Origin of the sequence: Tessaracoccus sp. MC1756 (genome assembly GCF_014164735.1) — a bacterium.
GTDB lineage: Bacteria > Actinomycetota > Actinomycetes > Propionibacteriales > Propionibacteriaceae > Arachnia.
The window spans coordinates 110,719-123,394 of the sequence record NZ_JACJFZ010000006.1 but is presented as its reverse complement, the minus strand read 5'-3'; the positions used below and the strand labels follow the sequence as shown (position 1 = coordinate 123,394).

The following is a 12,676-nucleotide window of genomic DNA, read 5'->3' as shown; positions in this document are numbered from 1 at the left end:
CGGTCGATGACGTGATCACGTACACGTTCCTGGTGACCAACACCGGCAACGTCACCCTGACTGATGTCCAGGTGACGGATCCGCTCGAGGGCCTTTCGGCGCTGGAGTGCACGCCGGTGATGGGTGCCACCCTGGCTCCGCAGGAGACCATGGAGTGCTCTGCCACCTACAGCGTCACCCAGGCTGATCTCGACGCCGGTTCGGTCGACAACACCGCCACCACCGTCGGCACCCCGCCGGCCGGCGAGAATGTCACGGACTCGGACGACGAGACGGTGCCGGCGACGCAGTCGCCCGCGATCGACCTGACCAAGGACGCCGACGTGGCGACCTACGACGCGGTGGGTGATGTGATCACCTACACCTTCGTGGCCACCAACACGGGCAACGTGACCCTCACTGATGTGGTGATCACGGATCCGCTGCCGAACCTCTCGGCACTGACCTGTGATCCCGCGCAGCCCACCACGCTGGCGCCAGGGGCCTCGATCGAGTGCTCGGCCACCTACACGGTGACCCAGGCAGATCTCGACGCGGGTTCTGTGGACAACACCGCCACCACCGTCGGCACGCCGCCGGCCGGCGAGGATGTCACCGACACCGACGACGAGACGGTGCCCGCCACCCAGTCGCCCGCGATCGACCTGGTCAAGACGGCTGATGTTGAGAGCTACGCCGCAGTCGATGACGTGATCACGTACACGTTCCTGGTGACCAACACCGGCAACGTCACCCTGACTGATGTCCAGGTGACTGATCCGCTCGAGGGCCTCTCGGCGCTGGAGTGCACGCCGGTGATGGGTGCCACCCTGGCTCCGCAGGAGACCATGGAGTGCTCTGCCACCTACAGCGTCACCCAGGCCGATCTCGACGCCGGTTCTGTGGACAACACCGCCACCACCGTCGGTACGCCGCCGGTGGGCGAGGATGTCACTGACACCGACGACGAGACGGTGCCGGCGACCCAGTTGCCCGCGATCTCCATCGTCAAGACGGCCGACGTGGCCACCTATGACCCGGTCGATGACGTGATCACGTACACGTTCCTGGTGACCAACACCGGCAACGTCACCCTGACTGATGTCCAGGTGACGGATCCGCTCGAGGGCCTTTCGGCGCTGGAGTGCACGCCGGTGATGGGTGCCACCCTGGCTCCGCAGGAGACCATGGAGTGCTCTGCCACCTACAGCGTCACCCAGGCTGATCTCGACGCCGGTTCGGTCGACAACACCGCCACCACCGTCGGCACCCCGCCGGCCGGCGACGACGTGACCGACACCGACGACGAGACCGTGCCCGCCACCCAGACGCCCGCCATCCAGATCGTCAAGTCTGCGGACCTGACGAGCTACGATGCGGCCGGCGACGTGGTCACCTACACGCTGACGGTGACCAACACCGGCAACGTGACGCTGTCCGATGTGACCGTGTCCGACGAGATGCTCGCCGTGGATGCCGCGGCCTGTGCGGCGACCCTGGTTCCGGGAGCAAGCTGTGAACTCAGCTTCGAGTACACCGTGACCCAGGCCGACGTGGATGCGGGCAGCATCTACAACCTGGCGTCGACCACGGGTACGCCTCCCGGCGAGAACCCGCCGGTCACCGATGAGGATGACGAGACCGTGCCCGGGGACCAGTTCCCGGCCATCGAGATCATCAAGACCGCTGACGTCGAGTCGGTGGACGCTGTCGGTGACGTGGTCACCTACACGCTGACGGTGACCAACACCGGCAACGTGACGCTGACCGACGTGGTCATCTCCGACGAGATGCTGGACATCGAGAACGCGCTCTGCGCCGAATCCCTGGCCCCTGCCGAGCACTGCTCGGTGGAGCTGGAGCACACGGTGACGCAGGCCGACCTCGACGCCGGCGAGATCGTCAACGTCGCGACGACGACAGGTACGCCTCCTGGCGACAACCCGCCGCCCACCGACGAGGACGACGAGACCGTCGTGGTTGACCAGCTGCCGGCGATCTCGCTCGACAAGTCGGCGGACAAGGTGCAGTACGTGGTCGTGGGTGAGGTCATCACCTACAACCTCCTCGCCACCAACACCGGCAACGTCACGTTGACCGACGTGGTGATCAGCGACGAGATGTTCGACCTGACAGACGTGCTGTGTGCCGAGTCGCTGGCCCCGGGGGAACAGTGCCTGATCGAGCTCAAGCACACCGTCAGCCAGGGCGACATCGATGCGCGGTTCGTGCACAACATCGCGGTCGTCGAGGGCACCGCCCCCAACGGTGACATCGTCACCGACGAGGACGACGTCCTGGTCGAGTCTCCCGAGGTTCTCCCCGGCAGCGGCGACATCGAGATCATCAAGAGCGCCAACGTTGCCGGGCCGGTGCGGCTCGGGGACAAGATCGTCTACAGCTTCAAGGTGACCAACACCGGAGATACGACGCTGACCGACGTCAGTGTCGATGATCCGAAGCTGAAGGCGGCGGGCATCTCGGTGACCTGCCCGGTGACCGAGCTCGCGGCCGGCCAGTCGACCACTTGCACCGCTTCGGCGGCCTACGTGGTCACCGCGGCAGACGTGGCGGCGGGCAAGGTGCTCAACGTCGCGACCGTCACGGCCATCCCGCCGGACGGCAAGCCTGTCACTGACCAGAGCGACCACCAGGTGCCGGCGCGCCCCGCTCCGGCCCCGAAGCCGATCGTCAAGAGTGGCGACCCGACGGGCATGGGGACCGATACCGGCCTCATCCTGACCGGTGTCGCGCTGCTCCTGATGGCCGGTGGAGCTACCGCGATGGCGACGAGGAGCCGTCGGCGTAGCTGAGTTGTGAGTCTCCGGGGCGGGTATCGTCCCCCCATCCCGCCCCGGAGGCCCGCCTGGTTCGCTCACCACGGATCAGAAGGACCGCCCCCGCGCCTGATGGCGCGGGGGCGGTTCTGTTGACGGGTCGAATTCGGTGGGTCAGGTGTCGAGGTGCGTCATCGACACGTTGGTCAGGCGCACCTGGGGCATCGTCTCCGCGCCCCGGCGCAACAACTCGGCGACTGCCATCGACGCCACCACATTGGGCGACTGGGCCAACAGGGCGTCGAGATCCGCCCCGGGCGTCTGCTCCCCCTGGTAGCCGATGTCCTCGCCGCGCATCGTGGCGGCGTCCACGCGGTCAGCCAGGTGTTGCCTACCGATCGCCTTCGCGCCCTCCGGGTCCACCACGTCGATGGTGAACTCGAGCCGCATGTGGTGCTTCGTCATGGCGTCCCTCCGGTGCCCGGCTCAGCCGAGCGCGCCGGCCGGCGCCGAGCGTGCGTTGAGGACGCAGCGGCTGGCGGCGTCGGGGATCTCGGTCTCGAGCGTGAAGTCGAGGGTCTCCCCGGCAGGAACAGCCGCTTCCTGGAACACCTTGACCGACAGCGAGCTGCCGCTGCCGTCCTTGCCGAGCCAGATGACGGCAACGACGAGGTCTCGGGCCTCGTCGGCGGTGTTGGTGACGGTGCCGGTTGCCTTCACCGGGCCGGCCTCGAGGCCGCATTCTTCGAGCTTGACGTCTGAGGCGATGCCCGCCTCCTCGGCACCGAGGGCGGGGATCTCCTCGCGCTCACCGTGCGCAATGGGCGACGGTTCCACCGCGGGGGTGGAGCTCTCCATGGGTTCTGCCGACGGCGACTGGCCGTCTGCGGTGACCGCCGTCGTGCTGGTCGCCGACGAATCGGGCGTCGGGCCCTCTTCTCCGGCCCCGGTGCAGCCGGTGAGGATCACACCGGAAAGTGCCACGGCAGCGAGTGTTTTGCGGAAATCCATGTCAGTAGCCCCATCTCATCTTGGTTCCGTTTCGGCTTCAGACTACTGCACCTTGTACCCTCGCCGTCGTGGAGAGAACGGTGGCCGTACGGTGAGCATGGTGGCAGGGTTGCGCCGCCTGTTCGCGGACACCAGACCTTTGCGGACGCCGGATTTCCGGCGGTTGTGGACGGCGAACATCGTGACCGTCATCGGCGCCCAGCTCACCGTCGTGGCGGTCCCCGCGCAGATCTACTCGATCACCGGATCCTCCGGCATGGTGGGGCTCACGGGTCTGTTCGGGCTCGTGCCGCTGGTGGTGTTCGGGCTCTGGGGTGGTGCCCTGGCGGATCACCTGGACCGGCGGCTCCTGCTGGAGGTCACCACGCTGGGCATGGTCGTCACCTCGGCGCTGTTCTGGCTCCAGGCCTTCCTCGGCGTGGGCAACGTCTGGTTGCTGCTGGTGCTGTTCGCCGTGCAACAGGCGTTCTTCGCGATCAACCAGCCCACCCGCACGGCGATCCTCCCGAAGCTACTGCCCGAGGACCAGCTACCCGCCGCCAACGCGCTCAACATGACGGTGATGTCGGCCGGGGCGATCGCAGGGCCGCTCGTGGGCGGGGCCCTCATCCCGGTGCTGGGTTACTCCTGGCTGTACTTCGCCGACACCCTCACGCTCTTCGCGACGCTCTATGCGGTGTGGAAGTTGCCCCCGCTGCCCGTCGACAACCCCCAGGGCGCCCCCGGGCTGCGCTCCGTCTGGGAGGGCCTGGCCTACCTCACCGGCCACAAGATCTTGTTGCTGAGTTTCCTGGTGGACCTCATCGCGATGGTGTTCGGCATGCCGCGCGCGCTGTTCCCGGAGATCGCGCACGTGGCGTTCGGGGGCCCAACCGAGGGCGGGACGGAGTTCGCGCTGCTGTTCGCCGCCATCCCCGCCGGTGCTGTGCTCGGCGGGGTGTTCGGCGGATGGGTGTCGCGCGTCCAGCGCCAGGGCGCCGCGGTGCTGTGGGCGGTGGCAGTGTGGGGAGTCGCGATGACCGTTGCCGGGTTGGCGGTGGGGCTGGCACCGTGGGCACCGAAGGCGATGCTGGCCTTCATGTTGGGGGCCCTCGTCGTCGGGGGCGCGGCCGACATGGCCTCGGCCGCCTTCCGGCAGACCATCCTCCTCGCGGCCACGGACGACGCCCGCCGCGGGCGGCTCCAGGGTGTCTTCATCGTGGTGGTGGCCGGTGGGCCCCGCATCGCCGACGTGGTGCACGGCGGCGCTGCTGAGGCCGTCGGCCCGGCCTGGGCCACGGGCGGCGGTGGGCTCCTTGTGCTGGTGGGCCTCGCCGTCGCTGCACTGGTGTTCCCGGCCTTCCGGCGCTACCGCGCAGCAGCAACGGCGGGGTGAAGACGCTCATCGTTGGCCGGCTGCTCACGTTCCCTGGGTGCGGGCGGTGTCGTCCTCCGGGTGCCCGGCGAGCCTCTTCTCCAGCCGCTCGCGCCACCGTGGGGGCAGCAGTTCGGAGCGCAGGAGGCGGCGGGCGCCGTCGAGATCCTTCTTGTCGCGGTTCATGACGCGGGCCACCTCGGCGACGGTGGGCTCCGCGGGGCGTTCCAGGAGTTCGACGGCATCGCCGGCGGCCACGATCCCGGGCTCCAAGACCCGGATGTACCACCCGGACCAGCCGGTTTCCTGCACCTGGAGCACGAGGTCCTTGACGCCCCAGCGTTGCGCCAGCTTCCAGCAGGGGGAGCGCGGCTGGCTCACCTGCACGACGGCGCCGCCGAGGCGCCACGTCTCGCCCAGCACGACGGTGGTCTCGTCGGGGCCTGTGCCGCTGAGGTCGCCGAGGGTGACGTTTTCGAAGAAGCCACCGTCGGGCAGGGTGAGGCCCTGCTCGGCGGCCCAGCGGGGATAGTGGTGGCCGGCGTAGAGGAGGGCGGCCTTCTCCGGGCCGCCGTGCACCGCGGTGTCCGCCTGCTCGTCCCCGTCGAAGCCCAGCGGGCCGAGGTGGACCGGGCCGTCGACCGGGCGCTTCATGGCGCCGCTGCGCACCTCGCGGCCGTCCCAGACGTGGGTCTGCGCGCGGCCCACCAGCACGGCGTTGACTCGGGCGAGGAACTCCATGCCCTCACGATAGGCGCGCCGTAGCCCTTCGGGTCATGTTGGCTGCAGACGATCGACGCTTCCTGGGCCGCGCCGTCGAACTGGCGGAGGCCGCGCTCTTGCGGGCGCTGCACCGGCGCCGGGTGCGTTCCTGAGTTATTCCGCGGGCGGGGGTTTTCCGCCCTCAGCAGACGGGCTAGGAGCAGCGCCGTCCGTCCGCCTAGGCTCCACGTCCATGAGCATCATCGGATTCCCTGACCCGGTCAACGAGAAGGCGGCGCGCGTCGTCGCCGCCGGTGTCTGTGCGTCGGCCGTGCTGGTGCTCGCCACCGGTTGGCAGTGGCTCGTCCCGTTCATGGCCGTGGGCTTCCTGCTCCGCGTGCTGTCCGGTCCGCGCTTCAGCCCCCTCGGGCTCCTAGCCACGAAGGTGGTCGCGCCGCGGCTGGGTGAGCCGGTGCTGGTGTCTGGGCCGCCGAAGCGCTTCGCGCAGGGCATCGGGCTGGCCGTCACCACCGTCGCCTCCCTGCTCGGCCCCGCGCTCGGGTTGGCGCCGGCCGCGTCGGTGCTCATCGGGGTGTTGGTGCTGTTCGCCTTCCTGGAATCCGTCCTCGGCTTCTGCGCCGGCTGCTGGCTGTACGGCCAACTGATCCGGGCCGGCGTGGTGCGCCAGGACAGCTGCACGAGTTGCGCCGACATCTGGGCGCCGCGTCAGGCCTGATCATGTGGGCGCCGTCGGCGGACGTAGGCCTGCCCCGCCGTCGGCAGGGTGGCGAAGATGTGGCCGTCGCCCACTTTGTCGATGAAGCCCGTGCGCTCCAGCTGGTCCCGCGTCTCCTGCTTCACGCGTGCCATCGCGAACGAGCAGGATGAGTTCGCTGGTGCGGAAGTGAGCGATGCAACGCATCTCCGGGAGGTCGAGGAGGCGGGTGGCGGCGTACATGACCAGCGCGCCCAGCCCCGCCGTCGGGAAGTAGGCGAGCACCGAGCCGGCGAACAGGAGCACCGCCACCACGCTGGCGAGCGCGACGAGCGAGTGCAGTTGGGTGCGCGAGCCAGCGGAGTCGCCGGGGACCGTGGGCGAGTTGCTCGACGAGACAGGGAAGCCCTAGAGGAACCTCTCCCAGCCACGCCGAGTGTCGCACATGGCCGGAATCTACCGTTGAGGACGCCAGCCCTCGGGTGGATCCTCGCCGACGACACCGTCGACGGCTTCGCGGAGGAGGTCGGCGTGACCCGTGTGCCGGGAGTACTCCTCGACGACGTCGTGCAGCATGCGGCGCAGGCTCATCTCCACGCCCCAGACCCGGCCGAGATGCACGGTCTGGTCGAGGTCGCCGTCGAGGAGGAGGTCCGCGATCTTCTGGCGGGAGCGGGCGACGGCTGCGTCGTAGTTGGAGTAGAGCTCCTCGGGGGAATCGTCGGCGGCGGAGGTGAACGGCCAGTTGCGTTCCTCCTCGCTGGACACGTCCAGCGACGCCCACGGTTCACCCGGGTGGCTGCCGTCGATCGCCCAGGTGAACTTGGTGGCCTCCACCTGGGTGAGGTGTTTGATCAGCCCGCCCAGCGTGAGGACGGAGGCGCCGATCCTGGTGTTGAGGGCGGGGGAGTCCAGGCCGCCCACCTTCCACCGGAACGTCCAGCGCATGCGGTCGAGCGAGCCGAGTAGCTGCTCGACATCGGTGCCCGCCAGCGGCGGTTCCCAGGGGGTGAGGTCTTCGTCGGCCATGACAGCAGCCTAAGCCGCACGCGGTGCCGGCGGTAGGTCCTGAGGGGTGTCCCCGGGCAGGACAGGCCCCGCCCGGGGCAGGATCAGGCGGACATGTTGCTTCCGGATTCCAGCAGGCTCTTGAGGTCGGACAGCACCCACGGCCAGCCACCCCCGCCCTGCGCGGGGTCGTGCCCGCCGGCGAACTCGGCGCCGGTGCCGGGTGCCGCGCTCAGGTCGTGCGTGAGGACCACCTTGGTGAGGCCGCCGGGGTACTCGGTGAGCTCCCAGGTGAGGCGGGTGGGCTCCATGTCCTGGTGCCAGGTGGGCTGCCAGGTGAGCTCGAGGCGGTTCGGCGCGTCGACGCTGATGACCTCACCCTCGACGGCGACCTCGCCCATGCCCATGGCCTTCATCTCGTCGGTGGAGAGGTTGCGGTAGCGGCCGCCGGCTGTGAGATCGACGTCGACGTCGCCGCCGTAGCCCCACTTGCGCGTGTATTCCGGGGTGGTGATGGCCTCCCAGACGGTGGTCTTCGGGGCCTTGATGTAGATGGTGTAGACCTGCAGGTCGCTCATGATTCGTCCTCTGGTTCGAGTTGGTGCTTGAGGTGGAGGAGGCCCGCGGCGATCTCCGCGCGGCCGGTGTACTTGCCGATCCACCGGTTGTGGATCTGCTGGATGGGCACGGGGTTGAGGAAGTGCAGCTTCTGGCGTCCCCGCCGGTCGGGGGTGACGAGATTGGCGGCTTCGAGGACGCGGAGATGCTTGGCGACTCCGAAGCGCGTCATCTCGACGTGCTCGTTGACGACTTCTTCGAGGTCACCGAGCGGGCGGCCGTCCCGCTCGAAGAGGGCGTTCAGGAGGAGCCGGCGGATGGGATCCGCCAACGCCTTGAACACCAGGTCGTCATCCATACCCGGAACGTTAGGTGACTGATTGGTCACCTGTCAAGGGATCTCCGGGATGTGGCACCGTAGTTCTAGGCTGGGCCCATGAGGACCATCGGCCTGATCGGCGGCATGAGCTGGGAATCGACCACTGAGTACTACCGCGTCATCAACCGCGCCGTGGCCGAGCGCCTGGGCGGGCTGCATTCGGCGCACGTCCTGCTGGAGTCGCTGGATTTCGCCGAGGTCGAGGTGTTCCAGGCGGAGGGCCGCTGGGGGGAGGCCGGTGACGTGCTGGCGGATTCCGCGGACCGGCTGGAAGCCGCCGGTGCCGAGGTGGTGCTGATCTGCACGAACACGATGCACAAGGTCGCCGATCAGGTGGAGCGCGGCATCTCCGTGCCGCTCGTGCACATCGGGGATGCCACCGCCCGCGCTGTCCTGGCCGCCGGGGTGAAATGTGTGGGCCTGCTGGGCACGGCATTCACCATGGAGGAGCGCTTCTACCGGGAACGGCTGGAATCGCACGGGCTGAGTGTGCTGGTGCCGCCAGCGGACGACAGGGCCGAGGTGCACCGGGTGATCTACGAGGAGTTGTGCCGAGGACAGATACTCGACTCTTCGCGAAGGCGGCTGCTGGAAGTGATCGGCCGGCTGATCGAGGCAGGCGTCGAGGGAGTGATCCTGGGCTGCACGGAGTTGGAACTGCTGCTGGACGCCGACGATGACGGCCCGGTGCCGCTGTTCGCCACCACGCGGATTCACGCGTTGGCCGCAGTGGAAGCCGCGCTGCGGAGCGACGGGTAGCCGCTGGGGGAAGGGTCTGCTGCTCAGCGCCCCGAGGCGTCGTGGCGGGCGGGGAGGCGCGGGTTGCGCCATTCGCGATAGCGTGCGACGAGCTCATAGATCATCGTGCCCAGTTTCCAACGCCAGCGCTCAAGCGGGCGGTAGTCGACGGCCGGGCCGAGCTTGGACGCGAGCTGCGGGTTCTGGCGGGCCAGGAACTGACGGGCACGCCAGGCGTGCATCGGGTCCGAAACAAGGCGCAGGACATCGTGCTGGTTGACGAGGGGCGCCGAGAACTCAAGGTTCTGCCAGGTGGTGAGGGCCTCCTCCTCCAGCACGATGAGGCTCCCGGGGATACCCTGCGAGCGGGCGTAGGCAGCCATGGCCGAGGCTTCGCTGATGCCTGTCTTCGCCGTCGTGCCGGTGAACACCACCACCCGGACGCGTGGGTTCATCGTGCGGGCGGCGATGTCGACTCGCCAGCGCTGGAGCGGGTGGAGCGAGCCGTCGGGGTTGGTGGGGCAGCCCAGCACGATGAGGGCTTCGGTGGTGTCGGGGCCGGCTGGCGGGTTGCCGTATTCCAGCTTGCTGGCCAAGCGGTGGGCGACCTCCGGCAGTGAACCGATGACCACCGCCGCCCGTGTCGCCGCCTTCACCCACCGTCGCATGGTCCTCAGCCTAGGGTGGGTCGGGCTGTCTGCCGTGAGCAATTGGATAGGGTCACGGGCTGCTGCGGGTGTTGTTCTCGGCGTGTCGCGCCGTGACCACATCCAATTGCTCACGGCGCGGTCCAGTGGACGGAGCGGCCGTGGGCCTGCGCCCAGCCGAGCGGGGTGCCGTCGAGGGCTATCACGAAGCTCGTGGCCTTAGGCATCGGGCACAGCGACGAGGCGTCGATGCCCGGCACGACGCGTGGGCCCTCCAGCGACACCCAGCGGGCGCCGGAGCCGCGGATGGCGTCGACCACTGCCTGTCTGTCGTCGCGCCGGAGGTAGGCGAGGAACGCGGAGTGGGTGATCACCGGCGTGGCCGTGGGCGCCTGCTGGCGGAGGTTGTCGAGGGCAGCCGAGATCACGGTGGCAGGATCCTGCGTCAGGTCCGCCTGCGAGACCGGCGGCCGGGCCTCGGCGGCTATCGACAGTGCGGCCCCCAGCCGCTCCTCACGGTCCTCCTCGCCTGGCCAGATGAGGGCGCGGAGCCAGCGGCGGGTGTCGGGGTTGGTGGGGTCGAGCGGGTTGAGGTCGATGCCGTGGCGGGCCTGGACGGTGAGGGAGGCGGAGTCGCCTGGCGGGGTGCCGGTGACGCGGCACGGGAACTCAGGCGCGCCGGGTTCGGCGGTCGCCGGGCGCGAGGGTGCGCCGTCGTAGGCGTACGCGTAGTGGTCTGGCAGGAGGCAGAGGCCAGCGGACGCGCCGAGCTCCAATAGCGCGACGGGTTGCGGCAGCGACGCCAGCACCGGAGCGACGACGGCGCACCGGCCCGGCTCGTTCGTCTGGGTGGTGCGGGTGAGGATGACGTGTTCCACCTCCGCCCAGCGCTCGTCGAGCCACGCCGCGAAGTGGGGGCCGCGCTCGGTCGGGCCGTCGAGGTAACGGACGGCGGCCAGGAAGCGGTTGGGCTGGCGCGCCTGCCCGGGGAGGTGGTCGAGGCGACGGTGCACCGCCGGGGTGGCGGCGATCCAGCGGCACAGCGCCTCCCAGGTGGGGGAGGTGGCGGCCGTCTGGGTGGCGAACCACTCGTAGAGCCGGTCGATCGGCTCCGACTCCAGGAATCTGCTGCCCCTCACGTCGTCCTCGTCAATCCAGCGTCGCCGGGCCGGGGTTCTGCCAGTGGCGGTGCAGCAGGGCGATCTGTTCCGGCAGGATGCGGGAGACCGACAACTCGGGCAGCGCGTCGACGGCGAACCAGCCGATCTCGCTGGTCTCGTCACTGGTGTAGGCCAGGTCGACGGGGGCGAGGGGCGCGCAGACGAACAGCATCTTGTAGCAGTGGTGGTCCAGCGGCGGCTGGTGCCCCCAGACCTCGCGGTCCAGAACTGCCGCCAGATGCCCGGCCCGCACGGCTACCCCTGCCTCCTCGAGGACCTCGCGCTCGATGGAGCCGCGCGGAGTCTCGCCCACGTCGCACCATCCGCCGGGGAGGGTCCAGAGGTCGTCGTCGAGGATCTCGCGGACCAGCAGGACGCGGCCATCGTCGTCGAACACCGCGCCGCGCACGTCGATCTTCGGCGTGGTGTAGCCGGCCGTCGAGGCCACTTCCCGGTCGAACGGCGGGAGTTCGTCCCGCGACACCATCTGCAGGAGGTCGCGGCCGATCTCCGCCACCCGATGGAACCGCCCGATGTCGAAATCGTCCGTGCAATAGGCCAGCGCGCTCTCCGAGATGGCGGTGAGCTCCATGGCGATGCGGTGCAGGTCCTGGGACGCCGTGTTCATGCTTCCGACCGTAGCGGGTTGTGTGTCCGCCTCGACGCGGGGCTGCAGGCCAAGGTCGATGGCCTGGCTGGTCATCCTGTCGTGAGTCAGCGAACGATCAGAGATCGGGCTCCTCCTGGGCAATGCGGTCCTCGATGGTCTCCTCGCCGGGCTCATCCAGGTGCAGGGCGTCGTCGACAGGACGCTCCAGGTTGTCGGGGGTCATGTCGGCCGCGTCCTCACCTTCGTCGATGAGATCCTGGGTGCTGAGATCCTCACGGATCACCTCGCGGTGCTCGCGCGCCGCGTCGTCGATCCGCTGCGCGAGCAGTTCGTTGTCCTGATCGGGGTCTACGAAGTTCTCTGGGGCCATGTCATCAGTGCTCATGCTCCACCCTGACAAGGGGTGTTGACTGGTCGCATCCCCCTTGGGGGTAGAGGTACACCGGGCGGGACGCGTTAGCTGGAATTTCGAGGGAGATTCCTGCCACATCGCCCATATTCAGCGGGATGTGGCTGGAATCTCCCTCCTTGTTCAAGCAGCCACCAACTCGTCGATCTGGTTGACCGCCTGGGTGGCACCCTCCTCCATGCCCATGTCCAGCACGGTCTGGAGATCCTCGGCCGACTGGTAGACGGTGGTAGCCACCAGCCGCGACCCGCCCTCGGTGGACTCGAAGCGGAAGGTGTTCTCGCCCACCGGGAGGTTCTCCTGCGGGGTGAAGTCGTCGTTGGCGAAGCCATCCAGGAAGCGGAAGCTCTGGCCGTCGTCGACTTCCTTGATGTCCCAGTAGCCATGGAAACGCTCGCCCTCGGGGCCGGTCATGTAGTAGTTCATGCGGCCGCCGGGCGTGAGGCTGTGGTCGACGAACGTGGCGGGGTATCCGGGCGGGCCCCAGACGCGCTCGAGCTGGCGAGGATCTGCGTAGATCTGCCAAAGCCGTTCGACGGGTGCGGCGAACTCGGCGGTGAGCGTCAGGCTGTGTTCGTCGAGATTGCGGGAGATATCGGTGACAGGCATGGTGTCCTCCTCGGGGACGG

Annotated in this window: 16 protein-coding genes and 1 pseudogene; 4 read left to right on the top strand and 13 right to left on the bottom strand. The window is 68.8% G+C overall.

Annotation, left to right across the window (positions count from 1 at the left end; translation table 11 throughout):
* The coding region (locus tag H5393_RS13060; RefSeq protein WP_182767021.1) for a DUF11 domain-containing protein at positions 1 to 2,792 on the top strand (2,792 nt) is incomplete at its 5' end.
* A gap of 138 nt (positions 2,793 to 2,930) precedes the next feature.
* Here H5393_RS13060 and H5393_RS13055 read toward each other — a convergent pair.
* Together H5393_RS13055 and H5393_RS13050 are read right to left on the bottom strand one after the other, a co-directional pair.
* Positions 2,931 to 3,221 (bottom strand): hypothetical protein, encoded by a 291-nt coding sequence (locus tag H5393_RS13055; protein ID WP_182767020.1) that lies wholly within the window; start codon positions 3,219 to 3,221, stop codon positions 2,931 to 2,933.
* Positions 3,222 to 3,242: 21 nt separating this feature from the next.
* Positions 3,243 to 3,740, bottom strand: a complete 498-nt coding sequence (locus H5393_RS13050; RefSeq protein WP_182767019.1) for a hypothetical protein — start codon at positions 3,738 to 3,740, stop codon at positions 3,243 to 3,245.
* Between the two features lie 124 nt (positions 3,741 to 3,864).
* Here H5393_RS13050 and H5393_RS13045 point away from each other — a divergent pair, with 124 nt between their 5' ends.
* Positions 3,865 to 5,142 (top strand): MFS transporter, encoded by a 1,278-nt coding sequence (locus H5393_RS13045; RefSeq protein ID WP_220488425.1) that lies wholly within the window; start codon positions 3,865 to 3,867, stop codon positions 5,140 to 5,142.
* Between the two features lie 24 nt (positions 5,143 to 5,166).
* On the opposite strand, the gene H5393_RS13040 is transcribed toward H5393_RS13045, so the two are convergent.
* Positions 5,167 to 5,862 (bottom strand): MOSC domain-containing protein, encoded by a 696-nt coding sequence (locus H5393_RS13040; RefSeq protein ID WP_182767018.1) that lies wholly within the window; start codon positions 5,860 to 5,862, stop codon positions 5,167 to 5,169.
* 214 nt (positions 5,863 to 6,076) lie between these two features.
* On the opposite strand from H5393_RS13040, the gene H5393_RS13035 reads away from it, so the two are divergent.
* Positions 6,077 to 6,559: a DUF4395 domain-containing protein gene (locus H5393_RS13035; protein WP_076063356.1), complete on the top strand. Its 483-nt coding sequence runs from the start codon at positions 6,077 to 6,079 to the stop codon at positions 6,557 to 6,559.
* On the opposite strand, the gene H5393_RS14700 is transcribed toward H5393_RS13035, so the two are convergent.
* From H5393_RS14700 to H5393_RS13015, 5 genes and pseudogenes are all read right to left on the bottom strand, one after another.
* Positions 6,550 to 6,684, bottom strand: a complete 135-nt coding sequence (locus H5393_RS14700) for a hypothetical protein (protein ID WP_255436520.1) — start codon at positions 6,682 to 6,684, stop codon at positions 6,550 to 6,552. The two genes, H5393_RS13035 and H5393_RS14700, sit on opposite strands and share 10 nt — an antisense overlap.
* Positions 6,685 to 6,712: 28 nt before the next feature.
* Positions 6,713 to 6,934, bottom strand: a pseudogene (locus H5393_RS14945) (SulP family inorganic anion transporter); the annotation flags it as partial.
* Positions 6,935 to 6,994: 60 nt separating this feature from the next.
* Positions 6,995 to 7,567, bottom strand: coding sequence for a DUF664 domain-containing protein (locus tag H5393_RS13025; RefSeq protein WP_182767017.1), 573 nt, complete (start codon positions 7,565 to 7,567; stop codon positions 6,995 to 6,997).
* A gap of 83 nt (positions 7,568 to 7,650) precedes the next feature.
* Positions 7,651 to 8,124, bottom strand: coding sequence for an SRPBCC domain-containing protein (locus H5393_RS13020; protein WP_182762963.1), 474 nt, complete (start codon positions 8,122 to 8,124; stop codon positions 7,651 to 7,653).
* Entirely contained in the window at positions 8,121 to 8,462 is a 342-nt protein-coding gene (locus H5393_RS13015; protein ID WP_182767016.1) for a helix-turn-helix transcriptional regulator, read from the bottom strand. The genes H5393_RS13020 and H5393_RS13015 overlap by 4 nt, the downstream gene beginning before the upstream one ends.
* Before the next feature lie 78 nt (positions 8,463 to 8,540).
* Here H5393_RS13015 and H5393_RS13010 point away from each other — a divergent pair, with 78 nt between their 5' ends.
* Positions 8,541 to 9,242 (top strand): aspartate/glutamate racemase family protein, encoded by a 702-nt coding sequence (locus H5393_RS13010; RefSeq protein WP_182767015.1) that lies wholly within the window; start codon positions 8,541 to 8,543, stop codon positions 9,240 to 9,242.
* A gap of 23 nt (positions 9,243 to 9,265) precedes the next feature.
* On the opposite strand, the gene H5393_RS13005 is transcribed toward H5393_RS13010, so the two are convergent.
* The 5 genes from H5393_RS13005 to H5393_RS12985 all read right to left on the bottom strand — a co-directional run bounded on the left by H5393_RS13005 (position 9,266) and on the right by H5393_RS12985 (position 12,656).
* Positions 9,266 to 9,889: a YdcF family protein gene (locus H5393_RS13005; protein ID WP_182767014.1), complete on the bottom strand. Its 624-nt coding sequence runs from the start codon at positions 9,887 to 9,889 to the stop codon at positions 9,266 to 9,268.
* A 110-nt stretch (positions 9,890 to 9,999) separates the two neighbouring features.
* Entirely contained in the window at positions 10,000 to 11,007 is a 1,008-nt protein-coding gene (locus H5393_RS13000) for a DUF2332 domain-containing protein (protein WP_182767013.1), read from the bottom strand.
* Positions 11,008 to 11,017: 10 nt separating this feature from the next.
* The gene (locus tag H5393_RS12995) at positions 11,018 to 11,656 is read right to left on the bottom strand and encodes an NUDIX hydrolase N-terminal domain-containing protein (protein ID WP_182767012.1); all 639 of its coding nucleotides are present in this window, start codon (positions 11,654 to 11,656) and stop codon (positions 11,018 to 11,020) included.
* 97 nt (positions 11,657 to 11,753) lie between these two features.
* Positions 11,754 to 12,023 (bottom strand): hypothetical protein, encoded by a 270-nt coding sequence (locus H5393_RS12990; RefSeq protein ID WP_076063342.1) that lies wholly within the window; start codon positions 12,021 to 12,023, stop codon positions 11,754 to 11,756.
* A gap of 147 nt (positions 12,024 to 12,170) precedes the next feature.
* On the bottom strand, positions 12,171 to 12,656 hold the full coding sequence (locus tag H5393_RS12985; RefSeq protein ID WP_182767011.1) for an SRPBCC domain-containing protein: 486 nt from the start codon (positions 12,654 to 12,656) through the stop codon (positions 12,171 to 12,173).
* Positions 12,657 to 12,676 lie beyond the last annotated feature (20 nt).